The sequence below is a fragment of the Mesorhizobium sp. M0621 genome (genome assembly GCF_040320745.1).
Classification (GTDB): domain Bacteria; phylum Pseudomonadota; class Alphaproteobacteria; order Rhizobiales; family Rhizobiaceae; genus Mesorhizobium.
The window spans coordinates 40,547-59,044 of sequence record NZ_JAMYQF010000035.1; the positions used below are offsets into that span (position 1 = coordinate 40,547).

The following is an 18,498-nucleotide window of genomic DNA, read 5'->3' on the forward strand; positions in this document are numbered from 1 at the left end:
CGAGCAAATGCCCGGCCTTTCCAATCATGCCACCAAGATTACTTGATGCGGGCGACGCCGCCTGAGATTTCGACCGTTTCCGAGCCGGTCAGGGCTTCGAGGTCGCCATTGGGCAAGGTGACGAAACAGCCATTCGGGCAGAACTCGACCGTTTCGCCACCGGCCAGCGCAAGGTCAGTCTTGCTGCCACCCTCGGTCACGATCAGCGTGCGAGTCTCGGCGTCCTTGTTGACCGCGCTTGCGGCATGGGCCGAGCCGATGGCAGCGACCAGAGCGACGGCAGCGACGAGAGACTTCCACATGGTGCAATATCGGTGTTCCCACCGCCTCTGTTGCATTTCGCAAGGCATTTTCGCCTTTGCATGGGAGCTTATATGAGATGGAAGCTGAACCGCAACTGAATGCCGCATTCATGCCGCAATTGGTTTTGGCTAGTTCCGAGCGCGTCACTCGGCAGGCTGGCTGAACATCGACACACCCTAGTCGGGATCGGGCTTGCGCAGCTTGCGCCCCGTCCTGGCGGCCCGTTTCGCTTCGGCCACGGCCTCCACCCTGGCCTGCTCCTGTTCGGCGAAGTCGGCCTCGATCTTGTCGTCGTCGGTGGGCCAGGCCTTGGGCTTGTGGACCTCGACGACGGCGCGCGGCGTCGAGGGAATCTCGATGTGCTCGCCGCTGAATTTTTCGAGCACGGCAAACCGGATGTCGTTCTGCGCGACGTTGCCGTTCATCACATCGGCCAGGAACACGCGGATCTCGAATTCGAGCGCGGCAGGCCCGAAATTGGAAAACAGCACGAAGGGTTCGGGGTTCTTCAGCACCAGCGGATGGCCGCGTGCGATGTCCAGCAGGACGGCATGAACCTGCTTGACGTCGCTGCCATAGGCGACGCCGACCTTGATGTCGATGCGGCCAAGCTTGTTGCGGTGCGTCCAGTTGCCGACTGCGTTGTTGATCAGGTTCGAATTGGGCAGGATCACCGATTGCCGCTGGAAGGTTTCGATCTCGGTTGCGCGCACGCTGATCTTCTTCACGGTACCGCTGACATCGCCGGCGACGATCCAGTCGCCGACCTTGAACGGCCGCTCGGCCAGAAGGATCAGGCCGGAAACGAAATTGGACACCACATTCTGCAGGCCAAAACCGATACCGAGGGAAAGAGCGCCGGCAACCAGTGCCAGACTGGACAGATCGATGCCCGCTGCAGAGATGCCGACCAGCGCCGCCAGCGCGACACCGGCATAGCCGACCGCCAGCCTGATCGAATTGCGTACCCCGGTATCGACCTTGCCGCGTGCCATCACCGAACCGTCGAGCCAACCCTGGAACCAGCGCGTCAGGAAATAGCCGATGATGAAGACGACGATGCCCGAAAGGATGCCGGTGACCGAAATCGTCACCGAACCGATATTGATCCCGGTTGCCAGTTTGTAGGCCCAGGCCTGGATGTCGCCGGGCTGGAAGCCCCACATCAGCAGGATCAGCGGCAGGAACACCAGCACGATCATCACATTGATGGCGACGCTGACGACGAGGCCGAGTTGGTCGAGAGCCGTATCCTCATAGCTGGAATTGGCCGACAGCCAGCGCCCGACGGATGTGTTGGCGAAAGCGCCCTCCTCGCCGATCGCGCGCGCCGACAGGAAGCCGATATAGGCGGTGATCAGCGCGGTGCCGGTAACCACGACCTGTAGCGACACGAACAAGGCAAGGCCGATATAGCCGAGCAGCGCGGCAATGATGGTGAAAAGGCCAAGCGCAAGCGATGTATAGCGCAGCCATGCCGGCCACGGGCGCCAGCTTCCATCATGCGCCTTGAAGGGCCTCAGCATCGCCATCAGGATCAGGATGACGCCGACGATGATGGTGGCGCCGAAACTGCGGGCGATGGTCAGCGACAGCGGCGAACCCATCTTGTCGTTGACGATCGACAGGAAATAGTTGACGCCGATGACCACGGCCATGGCGGTTGTCAGCCGCACCAACCAGCGCGCCGGGCCGGTTTCGACGGGAATGAGCCGCCAGTTCGGCAGCCGCGGCTCGAGCGCCGCATTGGTCAGCCGGTTGACGCAGAACACCCCCGCGATGACGGCCGCCAGCGCATTCAGGAAGACACCGATGTCGCCGCGTAACACATTGTAATAATTGAAAAAGAACACCGTGGAGGCGAGAAATACGCTGACCGCCAGCGACGGCAGCAACGTCGACCAGAAGGCCACCGACAAGCGGCTGAGATAGGACGGATCCTCGTTGGAAGGATCGGCTTCGAACACGCGTCCGAACAGCCGCCTGCCGCCGACCAGCAGCACCAGCGCCAGCCCGAGCGCCACGAAAGTCGCTGCGAGGATAGCCTGGAACTTGAACTTGAAAGCGAAGCTCAGCCAGGACGACACAGCCTTGTACAGGTTGGCATATTCGTCCTGGGCGTCGGAGAAGACCTGCGGGCTCAGGGCGTCGGACAGCACGTAGCGCTTGGTCAAAAGGTTGCGGAATAGCTCGCTGCGTATGTTGCCGATCTTGTCGATCAGCCCGCTGATACGGATCGACAGGTTCTGCGCGCTGGCGACGACCGCGTTGATCTCGGCCTTTTCCGACGCCAGCGCCTGGCGTTCGCCAGTCACTATGTCGGGCTCCTGCGGCTGGCCCGCCGCCGGCGACGGACCCAGCATCTCGATCCGATTGTTGATATCGGTGAGGCGCGAACGGAACGCCAGCGCGCTGGTGAGTGCCGCCCGCGACAGATCCTCCAGTTGCAGACGGATATCCACCAGCGAGGCATCGTCCTCACCGTCCTGCTGTATCTTCTTCTCGAGGTCGTCAGTCTTGGCCGTCAGGCCCTGAATGACTTTCTGCTGATCGGTGATCAGTCCGGCGGCGCCCTGGCCGAGCGCTTGCGCCATGGCGTCGAACGAGGGCGGCGCCGAGAAGACGAGCGCGAGAATCAAAATGAGGCGAAGCAATCGGAAAATCATGATTTTGACGGCGACTCGTGCGGCAAAGACAATTTGAAAGCCTGTCCTTGATAGAGACGGCCATATCATGGGGCAAGCCGTCGCAGCCATCGCTGGCCCATCCGATCACACGGGCGTCGGCCAGTCGAAAGGCAATGGCGCAATATTGGCTTTGCCGATGCGGCCTGCTCTATAGTCTGCCGCATCGCCCGAACCGGATGACAATGATGGCAGAGTACTCGGCCTTTTCGCTGCTCGCGAACGCGCTCAAGGGAAACAAGGACTGGAAGCCGGCCTGGCGCAAGCCGGACCCGAAGGCATCCTATGATGTCATCATCATCGGCGGCGGCGGCCACGGGCTGGCCACCGCTTACTACCTCGCCAAGGAACACGGCATCACCAATGTCGCCGTGCTGGAAAAGGGCTGGCTCGGCTCCGGCAATGTCGGCCGCAACACGACAGCCGTGCGCTCGAACTACCTGCTGCCGGCCAACACCCGCTTCTACGAACATTCGATGAAGCTGTGGGAGAACCTCTCGCACGACCTCAACTACAACGTCATGTTCTCGCAGCGCGGCTGCCTGAACCTGGCACACACGCCGGCCCAGTTCGACGACTACGCAAGGCGCGGCAATGCCATGCGCCATCTCGGCGTCGATGCGGAATTGATGACGCCGGCGCAGATCAAGCGCCTGATCCCGGCGCTCGACATCTCCGACAGCGCACGCTTTCCGGTGGTCGGCGGCCTGATGCAGCGGCGCGCCGGCACCGCCCGCCACGATGCGGTGGCCTGGGGCTATGCGCGCGGCGCCGACCGTCGCGGCGTCGACATCATCGAGAATTGCGAGGTCACCGGCTTCCTGCGTGACGGCGACCGCGTCACCGGCGTCACCACCTCGCGTGGCGACATCCGCGCCAAGAAGGTGGCTATCGCGGTTGCCGGCAGCACCGGACGCGTCATGCAGCTGGCCGGCATCGAGACGATGCCGATCGAGAGCCATGTGCTGCAGGCCTTCGTTACCGAATCGCTGAAACCCTTCATCGATACCGTTGTCACCTTCGGCATGGGCCATTTCTACATGTCGCAATCGGACAAGGGCGGCCTCATTTATGGCGGCGACATCGACGGCTACAACAGCTACGCCCAGCGCGGCAATCTGCCTGTCGTCGACGAGGTGATGAGCGAGATGCTGGCGCTGTTTCCGGGCCTTGCCCGCGTGCGCATGCTGCGCTCCTGGGGCGGTGTTTGCGATATGTCGATGGACGGCTCGCCGATCATCACCATCGGCCCCCTGCCCGGCATGTATCTCAACTGCGGCTGGTGCTATGGCGGCTTCAAGGCGACGCCGGCTTCCGGCTGGTGCTTCGCCTGGACCATCGCCAAGGACCAGCCGCATGACCTCAACGCACCCTTCACCCTCGACCGCTTCCACCGCGGCCTGGTGATCGACGACAAGGGCCAGGGTGCAAACCCGCGGCTGCATTAGGCATTAGGTAAAATCCAATGTTGATCACTTGCCCCTATTGCGGCCCGCGCGACGTCATCGAGTTCACCTATCAAGGTGACGGCAATCGTGAGCGTCCCGACCCCGCCTCGCAGAATTTCGAGGCGTGGAACGCCTATGTCTATGACCGGCTGAATCCGGCCGGCGACCACAATGAGATCTGGCAGCATTCCGGCGGTTGCCGCGCGCATCTGCGGGTCGTGCGCAACACGCTGACGCATGAGATTTTGAGCGTCGCCTTCGTAAGGGGTGATCATGGGCGCAGCGATCACACCTCGGCCGCGCGCCGCAAGGCGGAGGGCAAGTCATGAGCCCGCGCCGCACCGACACCGGCGGCCGCATCGACCGGCTGAAAACCATCCGCTTCACCTTCGACGGCGCGTCCTATACCGGCCATGCCGGCGACACGCTGGCATCGGCACTGCTGGCCAAGGGCGTCACCCTTTACGGCCGCTCGTTCAAATACCACCGCCCGCGCGGATTGCTGACTGCCGGTGTCGAGGAGCCCAATGCCCTGGTGACGGTGCTGAAGGGTGAGGTTCGCGAGCCCAACATTCCGGCGACCATGGTCGAGATCCATGACGGGCTGGTTGCCATCAGCCAGAACCGTTTTCCGTCGCTTGCCTGGGACATCAACGCCGTCAACCAGCTCGGCGGCAAGATCCTGTCGGCCGGCTTCTACTACAAGACCTTCATGGGACCGGTGTTCGGTCCGCTCAAAGGCACGCGATTCTGGATGTTCTGCGAGCATTTCATTCGCCGCGCCGCTGGTCTCGGCAGCGCCGGATCGGCGAAGGACCCGACCCGCTACGAGCGCATGAATGCCTTTTGCGACGTGCTGGTGGTCGGCTCCGGCCCGGCCGGTCTGATGGCAGCCAAGGCCGCCGCCGATCAGGGCGCGCGCGTTATGCTGGCCGATCTCGAGCCGCGTTTCGGCGGCTCGGCCAACTGGTCCGACGAAACGATTGACGGCGCGCCGGCGGCCGACTGGGCCAGGCGCACCGTCACCCAGCTCGAAGGCCGCGACAATGTCCGGCTTTTGCCGCGCACCACGGTGTGGGGCTATTACGACAACAACACGCTTGCCGCGCTCGAACGGGTCAGCGACCACAAGGACCAGCCCGGCAAGGGCGAGCCGCGCCATCGCTACTGGGCGATCCGCGCCAAATCCGTGGTCCTGGCCACCGGTGCTTTTGAGCGCCCGCTGGTCTTCCCCGGCAATGACCGGCCAGGCGTGATGCTGGCACATGCAGCCGAGCGCTATGCCAACGAGTTCGGCGTGCTGTCGGGCGAGAAGATCGCGCTGTTCACCAACAATGACAGCGCCTATCGTGCGGCCGTCGCCTTGAAGAAAGCTGGTGCCGCGGTCGTCGCCATCGCCGACGTCAGGCCGGAACTGTCGCCAGAGATGCGCAAGCTGGCCGCGGAGGCCGAGGCCGAAATCTTCGCCGGCCATGCGGTCATCGCCACCGAAGGCGGCAAGGCGCTATCAGGCCTCAAGCTGCAACGCTTCGACATGACCAATGGCGCGCTCATCGGCGATGCACGCAGCATCCATGCCGATTGCCTGCTGATGTCCGGCGGCTGGTCGCCGACCATCCATCTGGCCAGCCAGGCCGGTGCCAAGGCGGAATGGAACGCCGCGCGGCAAGCCTTTCTGCCGCCGAAGCCGACACAAAAGGGGCCCACACAGCAATGGATTGGCGCCGGCGCCTTCACCGGCAGTTTTTCCACGACCGAAGCCATCGCCGAAGGCCGCGCCGCCGGCCTTGCGGCAGCCGGTGGGCAGAGCACACCCGCCGTGCTGCCTACGGTCGAGGCAGCACCCGGCGATCCCGATCCGGCGCCGGTGTTCGAGATCAGAGCCAACGGCAAGAGCTTTGTCGACTTCCAGCACGACGTCACGGCCGAGGACGTGCGGCTGGCTCACCGCGAAGGCTTCGTCTCGGTCGAACATCTGAAGCGCTACACAACGCTCGGCATGGCGACCGACCAGGGCAAGAGCTCCAACGTGCCTGGCCTTGCCATTATGGCCGAAGCGCTGGGCAAGCCGATCCCCGAGGTCGGCACGACGCGCTTCCGGCCGCCTTTTGCGCCGGTATCGATCGGCTCGCTGGCGGCGGAGCGTTTTGGCGACCTGAAGCCCGAGCGGCTGACGCCGATGCATGACTGGCACGTCGCCAATGGCGCGACGATATATTCCGCCGGCCTCTGGTACCGGCCGATGATCTACGGCCTTGCCGGCGAAACGGTCGAACAGGCCTATGTCCGCGAAGCCAAGGCGACGCGCAACAGCGCCGGCATCGTCGATGTCTCGACACTGGGCAAGATTGCGGTGCAAGGGCCCGACGCCGCTCTGCTTCTCGACCGCGTCTACACCAACATGTTTTCGACGCTGGCCGTCGGCAAGGCGCGCTACGGGCTGATGCTGCGCGAGGACGGCCTCGCCTTCGACGACGGCACCACTTGGCGGCTCGGCGAGCAAGATTTCCTGATGGCCACCACCACGGCCAACGCTGGCAAGGTGATGCAGCATCTCGAATATTTCCTTGACGTGATCTGGCCGGACCTGAAAGTGCACGTCACCTCGGTGACCGACGAATGGGCGGGCGCCGCGATCGGCGGGCCCAAGGCCAGGCAGATCCTTGCTACTTGTGTCACTGGCACAGCGGTGGACAACGCTACCTTGCCGTTCATGGGCATCGTTCGTGGCGAGATATCAGGCGTACCGGTGATGATTTGCCGGTTGTCGTTCTCCGGCGAAATGGCGTTCGAAGTCTATTCCGGCGCCGGCTACGGCACCCATGTCTGGGAAGCCTTGATCGAGGCCGGCAGACCGTTCGGGCTGGTCACCTACGGGCTCGAGGCGCTCGGCACGATGCGCATCGAGAAAGGTCATGTCACCGGCGCCGAGATCGACGGCCGCACCACAGCGCGCGATTTGCATCTCGACTGGATGCTGTCGAAGAAGAAGCCGTTCATCGGCTCGGCGATGATGGATCGCGAAGGCCTGATCGCGTCGGACCGCCTGGAACTGGTCGGCCTGATTTCGCTCGACAACCGGCCACTCAACGGCGGAGCCCACATCGTCGAAGAACTGGACGAGGCCAATCCGCACGGCTCCATCGGTCACATCACCGCCTGCTGCTACTCGCCGGCGCTCGGCAAGCATATCGCGCTGGCGCTGGTCAAGGGCGGCAAGGCGCGGCGGGGCACCCGCGCTCATGTCTCCGATCCCCTGCGCAACCGGTTCGGACCGGTCGAGATCGTCTCCAACCACTTCTTCGATCCGGACGGGAGCCGCATGCATGGTTGAGCGTCAATCGCCACTTGAACCGGAATTTCACGTCGGCTCACACGGCAATTTCGAGCATGGCGTCGAAATCATCCTGACCGAGACGACCCCGGGCTCGATCGTGCAGATCGCCGCCTGGCCTGGCGAAGAGAAGAAGCTGATTGCAGCCATCCGCACCGTCACTGGGCTTGCGCTGCCCGATGGCGCCGGCGGCGGTGTGAGCGACGGCGTGAAGTCGGTGTTCGGCTTCGCGCCGGGAAAGTTCACCGTTGCCGATGAGGCCGAAGGGCTGGCCGCGGCCTTTGCCAAGGTGGTTACCCCGGCCATCGGCACCGTCACCGACCTCTCGCATGGCCGCACCGCCATCCGCATCGCCGGGCCGAAGGCCGAATGGGTGCTGGCGAAGTTCTTCGCCATCGACTTTTCGCTGCCGGCCTTTCCGGTCGGCGCCGGCCGTTCGACCACCCATCACGACGTCTTCGCCCAGCTCCAGCGCACCGGCGCCGACCAGTTCGACATCTATGTCTTCCGCTCGTTCGCGCGCTCGTTCTGGAAGGCGCTTTGCCATGCCAGCGAGGAAGTCGGCTACGAGGTGCAGTAGAGGCGGCCGGCCTCTCGCCGACGATTTCCGCATCCTGTTCGTGATCGAGGGCATCATCACGCTCTGCGCGCTGCTTGCCTACTTCAAGCTGACGCCGCAGGACGGCGCCCATGTCAGCGGCCACGGCGCGCAGATGAACACCGAGTAGAAGCTGCTGGCAGACCGGCTTACTCGCTGAACGTCACCCACTCTTCCAGCGGCACGCGGTCGGTGCGGAAGGTGTTTTCAGGTTTTGACGTATCTTCATGGCCAAGCGCCATGCCGCAGACGACGATCTCTTCGTCCGGAATGTCGAGCACCGGCCTGATCTGCCGGTGGTACGGCGCGAAGGCCGCTTGCGGACAGGTATGCAAGCCCCTGCCCCGCGCCGCCACCATGATGTTCTGCAGGAACATGCCGTAGTCGATCCATGAACCCTGGTTGAGCCGGCGATCGATGGTGAAGATCATGCCGACCGGGGCGTCGAAGAAAACGAAGTTGCGGTCGTGCTGGGCACGCATCTTGTCGACTTCGCGGCGGCCGATGCCGAGCGCGCCATAGAGGCCGAACCCATTGGCGCGGCGCCGGGTCAGATACGGCTCGAAGAACTGGGTGGGATAGTAGCGGTACTCGTCCCAATCGGCTTTTTCGGCGCGAATGCCGGAATTGAGAATGGCGTCTGATATCCGCTGCTTGGTCTCGCCCTTGGTCACGTAGACCTTCCAGGGCTGCATGTTGGTGCCCGACGGAGCCCGCGCCGCAACCTCCAGAATGGCACGAATGGTGTCGTCGCCGACCATATCGGGCAGGAATGCCCGCACCGACCGGCGCGACAGGATCGCCTCGTCGACGATCTCGGCTTCGCCCGCAATTCGGGTGTTGTTTTCCAGCATGGGCCGTCCCTTAACCCTCGTCTCGACCAGACGTCCCCACTCGCCGTTCGTGCCCGAGCCTTTGCATGAACCGTCAAAATCGTGCAAGCAAATCTTGAGCATGCGTGAAAATCCACTTGATTTTTTCATGCGCTTGACTTCTCATGAAATTTGATCGGAATTTTTCACGAAGTGAGCGCTTTGCCTTCGCCTACCGCAAGAACATTGCAGGGACCTGACGAACGCGTGCTGGCCAGCGATATCAGGGCGCTGCGCAAGGCGCGCGGACTGACGCTGGTTGAGATCGGCCTGAAGCTTGGCCGTTCGGTCGGCTGGGTCAGCCAGGTCGAGCGCGGCCTGTCGACGCCGTCGCTCAGTGATCTCAGGGCCTTCGCCGAACTGTTCGGCGTACCGATCAGCCTGTTTTTCAGCCATGACGTGCCTGTCGAAAGCGAGCGCGGCGTGATTGTGCGCGCCGGCCGGCGCCGGACGCTTGGCACAAGCGAATCCGGCTTGGTGGAGGAGCTTCTGTCACCCGATCTCGGCGGTAGCTTCGAGATGGTGCGTTCGGTCTTCGCGCCAGGCGCGGAACTGAAGGCCGAGGCGCAGCGGCCGACCGAGGAAGCCGGATACGTCGCGTCCGGACTGTTCGATATCGAGATAGCGGGCGTCTGGCATCGGCTTGGCGAGGGCGACTCCTTTCGGTTCGAAGGCAAGCCCTACCGCTGGCGCAATCCGGGTGCCGAGCCGGCAATTGTCATCTGGGTGGTTTCGCCACCAGTCTATTGAATGTGAATGCATGTCGCCCAAAAGTGCGCAGCGGTTTTGGGAAAACGACATGCATCAAAACAAAATAGAAGCGCGACGCGCTTCAGGTTTGGGAGAAGAACATGGCGGGTTTGCCGAGCACGGCGCGCGTGGTGATCATCGGAGGCGGTGCCGTCGGCACGTCCTCGCTCTATCATCTCGCCAAGGCGGGCTGGACCGACTGCGTGCTGCTCGAAAAGAACGAGCTGACCTCCGGCTCGACCTGGCATGCCGCCGGCAACGTGCCGACCTTCTCCTCGTCCTGGTCGCTGATGAACATGCAGCGCTATTCGACCGAGCTTTATCGCGGGCTGGCCGACGCGGTCGACTATCCCATGAACTATCACGTCACCGGCTCGCTGCGCCTTGCTCATACGAAAGAGCGCATGCAGGAGTTCCAGCGCGCCAAGGGCATGGGCCGCTATCAGGGCATGGACATCGACATTGTCGGCGTCGACGAGATCAAGCGCCGCTATCCCTTCATCGAGACGCATGATCTGAAGGGCGCGCTCTACGATCTGAGCGATGGCGACATCGATCCAGCGCAGCTCACCCAGGCCTTGGCCAAGGGCGCGCGCGACATGGGCGCGAAAATCATCCGCTTCTGCCCGGTCACAGGCGTGCGCCGCGAGAACGATGAATGGGTGGTCGAGACGGTACAAGGCGAGATCCGCTGCGAGATCGTCGTCAATGCCGCCGGTTACCGCGCCGCCGAAGTCGGCAAGATGTTCGGCCGCGAGGTGCCTATGATGGTGATGAGCCATCAGTACATATTGTTCGAGGAGATCCCCGAACTGGCGGCGTGGTCGAAGGAACAGGGCAAGAAACTGCCGCTGCTGCGCGACGTCGACACCTCCTACTATTTGCGCCAGGAAAAGAACGGCATGAACCTCGGCCCCTATGAGCGCAATTGCCGCGCGCATTGGGCGACCCACAATGATCCGATGCCGGAGGATTTTTCCTTCCAGCTGTTCCCCGACGATCTTGACCGGCTGGAACATTATCTGGCCGACGCCGTCGCCCGCGTGCCGATCCTGGGCACTGCCGGCCTGTCCAAGGTCATCAACGGGCCGATCCCCTACACGCCGGACGGCAATCCGCTGATCGGGCCGATGCCCGGCGTTCCCAATGCCTTCGAGGCCTGCGTCTTCACCTTCGGCATCGCCCAAGGCGGCGGCGCCGGCAAGGTGCTGGCCGAATGGGTGACTGAGGGCCAGACCGAATGGGACATGTGGTCGTGCGATCCGCGCCGCTTCACCTCCTTTGCCTCGGCGCCGGACTATTGCGTCGCCAAGGGCATGGAGATCTACGGCAACGAATACGCCATCCAATTTCCGCGCCATGCCTGGCCGGAAGGCCGCGACCGCAAACTGTCGCCGATCCACGATCGTATCAAGGCGTTCGGCGCCCGCTTCGACGCCTACAATGGCTGGGAGCGCGCCACCTGGTACGCGCAAGACGGCGATGATGTTTCCGAGGAAGCGACGCTGACCTTCCGCCGCGACGGGCCATGGCAACATCGCGTGCGCGAGGAGTGCCTGGCGGTGCGCGATGCCGCCGGCATTTTGGACCTGCCGGGCTTCTCCCGCTTCAATCTCAAGGGGCCGGGTGCCGCCGAATGGCTGAGCCTGCAAGTCACCGGGCTGGTGCCGAAGCCCGGCCGCATCGGCCTGGTCTATTTCGCCGACGACAAGGGCCGCATCGTCACCGAAATGTCCGTCGTGCGCCACGACGACAACCTGATGACGCTGATCACCGCTGCGGTCGCGCAATGGCATGATTTCGAATGGCTGAAATCGCGCATGCCCAAGGATGCGCCGTTCAAGCTGATCGATCGGACCGAGGAATTCTCGACCCAGATCCTGGCCGGCCCGAACTCGCGGAAAATCCTCGCCGATGTCTGCGACGCCGACCTCACTCTGCCATGGCTGACGCATCAGGAGACGAAGATCGACGGCCGGTGGGCGAAGCTTGTGCGCGTCTCCTTCGCCGGCGAACTCGGCTGGGAAATCCACACCAGGGTTGACGACACCGCCGCCATCTTCGACGCCATCTGCGCGGCCGGACAGCAGCACGGACTGAAGCCGTTCGGCATGTATGCGCTGGATTCGCTGCGGCTCGAAAAAGGCTACCGCACCTGGAAGGGCGACCTGTCGACCGATTATTCGATCCTGCAGGGTGGGCTGGAACGCTTCGTCAAATGGGAAAAGCCCGATTTCCGTGGTAAGGCGGCGTTGCTGAACGAGAAGCAGCAAGGCGTGAAGAAGCGCTTCGTCACGCTTGTCGTCGAAAACCCCGGTGACTGCGACGCACCCTACATGTCGACGCTGTGGCATGACGGCCAGATCGTCGGTGAGACGACGTCGGGCGGCTGGGGCCATCGCATCGACAAGTCGATCGCGCTCGGCATGCTGCGCGCCGACCTGACCGAACCCGGCACGACCGTCGAGGTCGAAATCTTCGGCGACCGTTTCCAGGCGACCGTGCAGAAAGATGAGCCCCTATGGGATCCGAAGAACGAGAGGCTGCGCGCATGAAGAACGTCATCCTCACCGATGGCGGCATGGGCCAGGAACTGGTCCGCCGCAGCAAGTCCGAGCCGACACCGCTATGGTCGGCCAGGGTACTGATCGACGAACCGGATCTGGTGCGTGATCTGCACGCGGAATTCATCCGTGCCGGCGCTCGCGTCATCACCATCAATACCTATTCAGCGACACCCGAACGCCTGGCGCGTGAGGGCGCGGAAGACCTCTTCAAGCCTTTGCAGAAGCGCGGCATCGAATTGGCCAGGCAAGCCCGCGACGAGGCCGGCGACACCGCGATTGCCGGCTGCCTGTCTCCGCTGTTCGGCAGCTATGCGCCGGCACTGACCATTTCCTTCGAGGAGACGCTCGACATCTACCGCCGCATCGTTGCCGAGCAAGCGGATGGCGTCGATCTGTTCCTGTGTGAAACCATGGCGTCGGCGGACGAAGCCCGCGCGGCCGTCACCGCGGCATCGGAAAGCGGCAAGCCGGTCTGGGTGTCGTGGACGCTGGCCGATCACGGCAAACCGCGGCTGCGCAGCGGCGAGGCAATAGCCGCCGCGGCAGGCGCGCTTGATGGCCTGACCGTCGCGGCGCGGCTGGTCAATTGCTGCCGGCCGGAAGCAATCGCCGCAGCCTTGCCTGAACTGATCGACCTCGGCGGCCCGGTCGGCGCCTATGCCAATGGCTTCACCTCGACCGAAGCACTCAAGCACGGCGGCACTGTCGACGTGCTGCATGCCCGCCATGATCTTGGCCCGGACGCCTATGCCGACCAGGCGATCGGCTGGGTGGAGGCTGGCGCCAGCATCGTTGGCGGCTGCTGCGAAGTCGGACCGCCGCATATCGCCGCTCTGCGCGACCGGCTCGAACAGACCGGCCACAAAATTTCGGGAGTTTTGCATGCCTAGACCATCATCGCGCATTTCCGGCATCGTGCCTTCTGGCAAGGACGGCTGGGAAGTCCATTTCGCCGCCTGGACGCGCAAGGAGGCCGGCGAAGACATCATCATGCTGTCGGTTGGCGACCATGATTTCGACACGCCTTCGCAGACGATCGAAGCCTGCGTGACCGCGGTTCGCGGCAGCAATCATCACTACACCCCGCTTCCCGGCTTGCCGCGCCTGCGTAAGGCGATGGCGGCGGCCTCGAGCGCCTGCACAGGCGTCGAGACGTCGCCGGATCAGGTCATCGCCACGCCGGGCGGCCAGGCGGCACTCTACGCTGCCGTGCAGGGGGTACTCGACCAGGGCGATCACGCTATCGTCGTGGCGCCCTACTACGCCACCTATCCCAACACGTTCAGCGCCGCAGGCGCGGATTTCACCGTCGTCGAGACACCCGCCGAGGATGGCTTCCAGCCGCGTGCCGACATGATCCGCGCGGCAATCCGGCCGAACACGCGCGCCATCCTGATCAACACGCCGAACAACCCGACCGGTGCGGTCTATTCGCGCGAGCGGCTGGAGCAGTTGGCGGAAGTATGCCGGGAGCACGACCTGTGGCTGCTGTCGGACGAAGTCTATTGGACGCTGGGTGGCGGCGAGCACGTCTCGCCGCGCTCGCTGCCCGGCATGGCCGAGCGCACTCTGGTCATCAATTCGATGTCCAAGAGCCATGGCATGACCGGCTGGCGCATGGGCTGGCTGACGGGACCGGAGGAGATGATCACGCTGATGATCAATCTCAATCTGGTGACGACCTACGGCCTGCCGGCCTTCATCTCGATCGCCTGTTCCGAAGCGCTGGAGAACCGTTACGGCGTCAACGACATCGCCAAGCGCTACGCCGCGCGCCGGACCGTCTTCCTCGATGCCGTGCGCGGCATGAACGATGTCACCGTGCGCGGTTCCGAGGGCGGCATGTATGTCATGCTCGACATCTCAGCCGTCGAACCCGATGACGAGAAATTCGCCTGGGCCTTGCTCGACAAGGAAAATGTCGGCGTGATGCCGGGCTCCAGCTTCGGCGAAGCCGCAGCCGGCCATATTCGCATCAGCCTCTGCCAGCCCGAACCCGTGCTGCAAGAGGCAGCGCTTCGGCTGCGCCGCTTTGCTTCCAGCTACCGTCGCGAGGCCGCATGACCGCCAAGGCCATCCCGACCAAAGCCATCCCAACTAAAGCGAGGGCCGTCATCATCGGCGGCGGCGTCTCCGGCTGTTCGGTCGCCTACCACCTGGCCAAGCTTGGCTGGACCGACATCGTGCTCCTGGAACGCAAGCAGCTGACATCGGGCACGACATGGCACGCCGCCGGCCTGATCGGCCAGTTGCGCGGCTCGCAGAACATGACCCGGCTGGCGAAATATTCCGCCGACCTCTACGTCAAGCTGGAAGCCGAGACCGAGGTCGGCACCGGCATGCGCCAGGTCGGCTCGATCACCGTGGCGCTGACCGAGGAGCGCAAGCACGAGATTTACAGGCAGGCGTCTCTGGCGCGCGCCTTCGATGTCGATGTCCGCGAGATTTCCCCAAATGAAGTCAAGCAGATGTACCCACATCTGAATGTCTCGGACGTCGTCGGCGCCGTGCACCTGCCGCTCGACGGCCAGTGCGACCCCGCCAACATCGCCATGGCGCTGGCCAAGGGCGCCCGCCAGCGCGGCGCCACCATCGTCGAGAATGTGAAGGTCACCAAGGTCCACACCAAGGCCGGCCGCATCACCGGCGTTTCCTGGGCACAGGGCGAGGAACAAGGCACCATCGAAGCCGACGTCGTCGTCAACTGCGCCGGCATGTGGGCGCGCGAACTGGGCGCGCAGAACGGCGTCACCATCCCGCTGCACGCCTGCGAGCATTTTTACCTCGTCACCGAGCCGATCCCCGGCCTCGGCCGGCTGCCGGTGCTGCGCGTGCCCGACGAATGCGCTTACTACAAGGAGGACGCCGGCAAGATGATGCTGGGCGCCTTCGAGCCGGTGGCAAAACCATGGGGCATGGACGGCATCCGCGAGGATTTCTGCTTCGACCAGTTGCCCGAGGACATGGATCATTTCGAGCCGATCCTCGAAATGGGCGTCAACCGCATGCCTATGCTGGCAACCGCTGGCATCCACACTTTCTTCAACGGTCCCGAGAGCTTCACGCCGGACGACCGCTATTACCTGGGTGAAGCGCCGGAGCTGTCCGGCTACTGGATGGCGACCGGCTACAATTCGATCGGCATCGTCTCCTCCGGCGGCGCCGGCATGGCGCTGGCGCAGTGGATCAATGATGGCGAAGCGCCATTCGATCTCTGGGAAGTCGACATCCGCCGCGCCCAGCCGTTCCAGAAGAACCGCCGCTACCTCAAGGAGCGCGTCTCCGAAACGCTCGGCCTGCTCTATGCCGACCATTTCCCTTACCGACAGATGGCGACGTCGCGGAATGTCAGGCGTTCGCCGCTGCATGAGCATCTGAAGGCGCGCGGCGCCGTGTTCGGCGAAGTCGCCGGCTGGGAGCGCGCCAACTGGTTCGCCCGCGAGGGCCAGGAGCGCGAATACCGCTATTCCTGGAAGCGCCAGAACTGGTTCGACAACCAGCGCGACGAGCACCTCGCGGTCAGGAACAAGGTCGGCCTGTTCGACATGACCTCGTTCGGCAAGATCCGTGTCGAGGGCCGCGACGCCTGCGCTTTCCTGCAAAAGCTGTGCGCCAACGACATGGACGTGGCGCCGGGCAAGATCGTCTACACCCAAATGCTCAACCAGCGCGGCGGTATCGAGAGCGACCTGACGGCCTCGCGGCTGTCGGAAACGGCTTACTTTCTCGTCGTCCCCGGCGCCACGCTGCAGCGCGACCTCGCCTGGCTGAGAAAACACCTCACCGACGAATTCGTCGTCATCACCGATGTCACGGCGGCCGAAAGCGTGCTCTGCCTGATGGGACCGGATGCGCGAAAACTGATCCAGAAGGTGAGCCCGAACGACTTCTCCAACGGGACCAACCCGTTCGGCACGTTCCAGGAAATCGAGATCGGCATGGGCCTGGCCCGCGCGCACCGCGTCACCTATGTCGGCGAGCTCGGCTGGGAACTCTATGTCTCGACCGACCAGGCGGCCCATGTCTTCGAAGCGATCGACGAGGCCGGCGCCAATGTTGGGCTGAAACTCTGCGGCCTGCACACGCTGGATTCCTGCCGCATAGAGAAGGCTTTTCGGCATTTCGGCCATGACATCACCGATGAGGACAATGTCCTGGAAGCCGGTCTCGGCTTCGCGGTCAAAACGGCCAAGGGCGACTTCATTGGCCGTGATGCAGTATTGAAGAAGAAGGAAGCCGGCCTGTCACGCCGGCTGGTCCAGTTCCGCCTGAAGGACCCGCAACCCCTGCTCTTCCACAATGAAGCGATCCTGCGCGACGGCAAGATCGTCGGTCCGATCACCTCGGGCAATTACGGCCATCATCTCGGCGGCGCCATCGGGCTGGGCTATATCAAGTGCCAGGGCGAGAGCGAGGCGGATGTGCTGGGCTCATCCTACGAGATCGAGATCGCCGGCGAACGTTTTGCGGCGGAAGCGTCATTGAAGCCGATGTACGATCCGAAGTCGGAGCGGGTGAGGATGTAGCGCGCGCTTTTCCCTTCTCCCCGTTCACGGGGAGAAGGTGGCCCGAAGGGCCGGATGAGGGGCAGCGCCAAGTTTTGTCAAGCTAGCGCCGCCCCTCATCTGCCTGCCGGCATCTTCTCCCCGTGAACGGGGAGAAGGACGCTAATCTCTCAAAACCGCTCCAGCTTCGCCCGCACTTTCGCCAGAAACGCTGCGCGCGTCCGTGGCGTCGAGGAATCCATCAGATAGTGCGCCAGGAAGAATGTCCGGCAACGCGTGGCGCACAGCGCCCGCATGCCGCGCAAAAGGGTCTTGCGTCCGGGCTGGCCGACGACGACGCTCCACCAGGTCGGCGCCCCGCAGGTGGTGATGACGCCGATCTTGGTCACATGCGTCATCAGCGACTTGATCCGTCCCTTGCCCGCCGGCAGCTTGAAGGCGACGTCCGTCGCCCACACCCGGTCGAGCCAGCCCTTCAGCATCGCCGGCAGCCCATACCACCAGGTCGGATAGACGAACAGGATCGCTTCGGCCCAGTTGAGCAGCTCGAAATGCGGCTTCAGCGCCGGGTCCTGCGGCGCCTGGTCATTGTAGGAGCGCCGCTCGTCGCAGCCCATCACCGGGTCGAATTTCTCGGCATAGAGGTCGAGCAGCCGAACCTCCCAGCCTCTTCGCGTCAGCACCTCGACGGCGCTGTCACGAATTGCCGCGCAGAAGCTGTCGGGTACCGGATGGCAGTAGACCACCAGCGCACGCATCAGAACGCCTCCATGCGTGCCGCGACCTTGGCCATGAAAGCGTCGCGCGTGCCGTCGGTCGACAGGTTCATCGCGTAATGCGCGAGATAGGTCACCGGCGCGCCCGGCTTTACGGTGGCGCGCAGCATGCGCTTGATCAATCTGCGCGGCGGATCGCCCATCAGCATGGCGCGGAACCGGCTGCCGCCATAGGTGGTCACCGCTGCGACCTTACGGATGTTGTGCAGCGACGGCTGCACCTTGCCGTTGACCAGCTTGAAGGACACGCCGGGCAGGAAGACGCGATCGAAAAAACCCTTCAGGATCGCCGGAAAGCCGTAATTCCAGACTGGATAGGAAAGCACAAGCGCATCAGCGCGCAGCAGGCGTTCGACATAAGGCGCCACGGCGTCGGCGGGGCCGCGCTGGTTGTGATAGTCCAGCCGTTCATGTCGCGTCAGCCGCGGATCGAAACCTTCGGCATAGAGGTCGCAGTCATCGACGGTATGGCCCGCTGCCGTCAACCGCTCCACGATCATCCGGTGCAGGCCGGCATTGAAGCTGGTCTCGACCGGATGGGCGTAGAGGACGAGGATGTTCACAGGGGAATGCCCCCCAAGTCAGCGCGAGGCACCCCCCTCTGCCCTACCGGGCATCTCCCCCGCAAGGGGGGAGATCGGACTGCCGCATCGCTTTCGCC

General features: G+C 63.7%; 14 protein-coding genes. 9 read left to right on the plus strand and 5 right to left on the minus strand.

What is annotated here, in order from left to right; all coding sequences use genetic code 11:
- Window positions 1-38: 38 nt before the first annotated feature.
- Both NKI38_RS22105 and NKI38_RS22110 read right to left on the minus strand, forming a co-directional pair.
- On the minus strand, window positions 39-302 hold the full coding sequence (locus NKI38_RS22105) for a hypothetical protein (protein WP_352633052.1): 264 nt from the start codon (window positions 300-302) through the stop codon (window positions 39-41).
- Between the two features lie 177 nt (window positions 303-479).
- The gene (locus NKI38_RS22110; RefSeq protein WP_352660623.1) at window positions 480-2,969 is read right to left on the minus strand and encodes a mechanosensitive ion channel family protein; all 2,490 of its coding nucleotides are present in this window, start codon (window positions 2,967-2,969) and stop codon (window positions 480-482) included.
- A gap of 206 nt (window positions 2,970-3,175) precedes the next feature.
- Between NKI38_RS22110 and NKI38_RS22115 the strand changes: the two genes are divergently transcribed.
- The 4 genes from NKI38_RS22115 to NKI38_RS22130 are packed head-to-tail and all read left to right on the plus strand — an operon-like array spanning window position 3,176 to window position 8,349.
- A complete protein-coding gene (locus tag NKI38_RS22115; RefSeq protein ID WP_352660686.1) occupies window positions 3,176-4,435 on the plus strand; it encodes a sarcosine oxidase subunit beta in 1,260 nt (419 codons plus the stop codon).
- A 17-nt stretch (window positions 4,436-4,452) separates the two neighbouring features.
- Window positions 4,453-4,764 carry a sarcosine oxidase subunit delta gene (locus NKI38_RS22120; RefSeq protein ID WP_352660626.1) on the plus strand — a complete coding sequence of 104 codons (312 nt, stop codon included), beginning with the start codon at window positions 4,453-4,455 and terminating at the stop codon, window positions 4,762-4,764.
- Entirely contained in the window at window positions 4,761-7,769 is a 3,009-nt protein-coding gene (locus tag NKI38_RS22125; RefSeq protein WP_352660628.1) for a sarcosine oxidase subunit alpha, read from the plus strand. The genes NKI38_RS22120 and NKI38_RS22125 overlap by 4 nt, the downstream gene beginning before the upstream one ends.
- A complete protein-coding gene (locus tag NKI38_RS22130; RefSeq protein WP_352660631.1) occupies window positions 7,762-8,349 on the plus strand; it encodes a sarcosine oxidase subunit gamma in 588 nt (195 codons plus the stop codon). The genes NKI38_RS22125 and NKI38_RS22130 overlap by 8 nt, the downstream gene beginning before the upstream one ends.
- Before the next feature lie 167 nt (window positions 8,350-8,516).
- Here the strand turns inward: NKI38_RS22130 and NKI38_RS22135 are convergent, their stop codons facing one another.
- Window positions 8,517-9,221, minus strand: a complete 705-nt coding sequence (locus NKI38_RS22135; protein ID WP_352660634.1) for a nitroreductase — start codon at window positions 9,219-9,221, stop codon at window positions 8,517-8,519.
- A 204-nt stretch (window positions 9,222-9,425) separates the two neighbouring features.
- On the opposite strand from NKI38_RS22135, the gene NKI38_RS22140 reads away from it, so the two are divergent.
- From NKI38_RS22140 to NKI38_RS22160, 5 genes are all read left to right on the plus strand, one after another.
- Window positions 9,426-9,989, plus strand: coding sequence for a helix-turn-helix domain-containing protein (locus NKI38_RS22140; protein ID WP_352660635.1), 564 nt, complete (start codon window positions 9,426-9,428; stop codon window positions 9,987-9,989).
- Window positions 9,990-10,090: 101 nt separating this feature from the next.
- Window positions 10,091-12,544, plus strand: coding sequence for a GcvT family protein (locus NKI38_RS22145; RefSeq protein WP_352660638.1), 2,454 nt, complete (start codon window positions 10,091-10,093; stop codon window positions 12,542-12,544).
- On the plus strand, window positions 12,541-13,446 hold the full coding sequence (locus tag NKI38_RS22150) for a homocysteine S-methyltransferase family protein (protein WP_352660640.1): 906 nt from the start codon (window positions 12,541-12,543) through the stop codon (window positions 13,444-13,446). Before NKI38_RS22145 ends, NKI38_RS22150 begins: the two co-directional genes overlap by 4 nt.
- Window positions 13,439-14,620, plus strand: coding sequence for a pyridoxal phosphate-dependent aminotransferase (locus NKI38_RS22155; RefSeq protein WP_352660643.1), 1,182 nt, complete (start codon window positions 13,439-13,441; stop codon window positions 14,618-14,620). Before NKI38_RS22150 ends, NKI38_RS22155 begins: the two co-directional genes overlap by 8 nt.
- A complete protein-coding gene (locus tag NKI38_RS22160) occupies window positions 14,617-17,082 on the plus strand; it encodes a GcvT family protein (RefSeq protein ID WP_352660646.1) in 2,466 nt (821 codons plus the stop codon). Before NKI38_RS22155 ends, NKI38_RS22160 begins: the two co-directional genes overlap by 4 nt.
- A gap of 149 nt (window positions 17,083-17,231) precedes the next feature.
- Here the strand turns inward: NKI38_RS22160 and NKI38_RS22165 are convergent, their stop codons facing one another.
- Window positions 17,232-17,819, minus strand: a complete 588-nt coding sequence (locus NKI38_RS22165) for an NAD(P)H-dependent oxidoreductase (protein ID WP_352660649.1) — start codon at window positions 17,817-17,819, stop codon at window positions 17,232-17,234.
- A complete protein-coding gene (locus NKI38_RS22170) occupies window positions 17,819-18,400 on the minus strand; it encodes an NAD(P)H-dependent oxidoreductase (protein WP_352660652.1) in 582 nt (193 codons plus the stop codon). Before NKI38_RS22170 ends, NKI38_RS22165 begins: the two co-directional genes overlap by 1 nt.
- Between the last annotated feature and the right edge of the window lie 98 nt (window positions 18,401-18,498).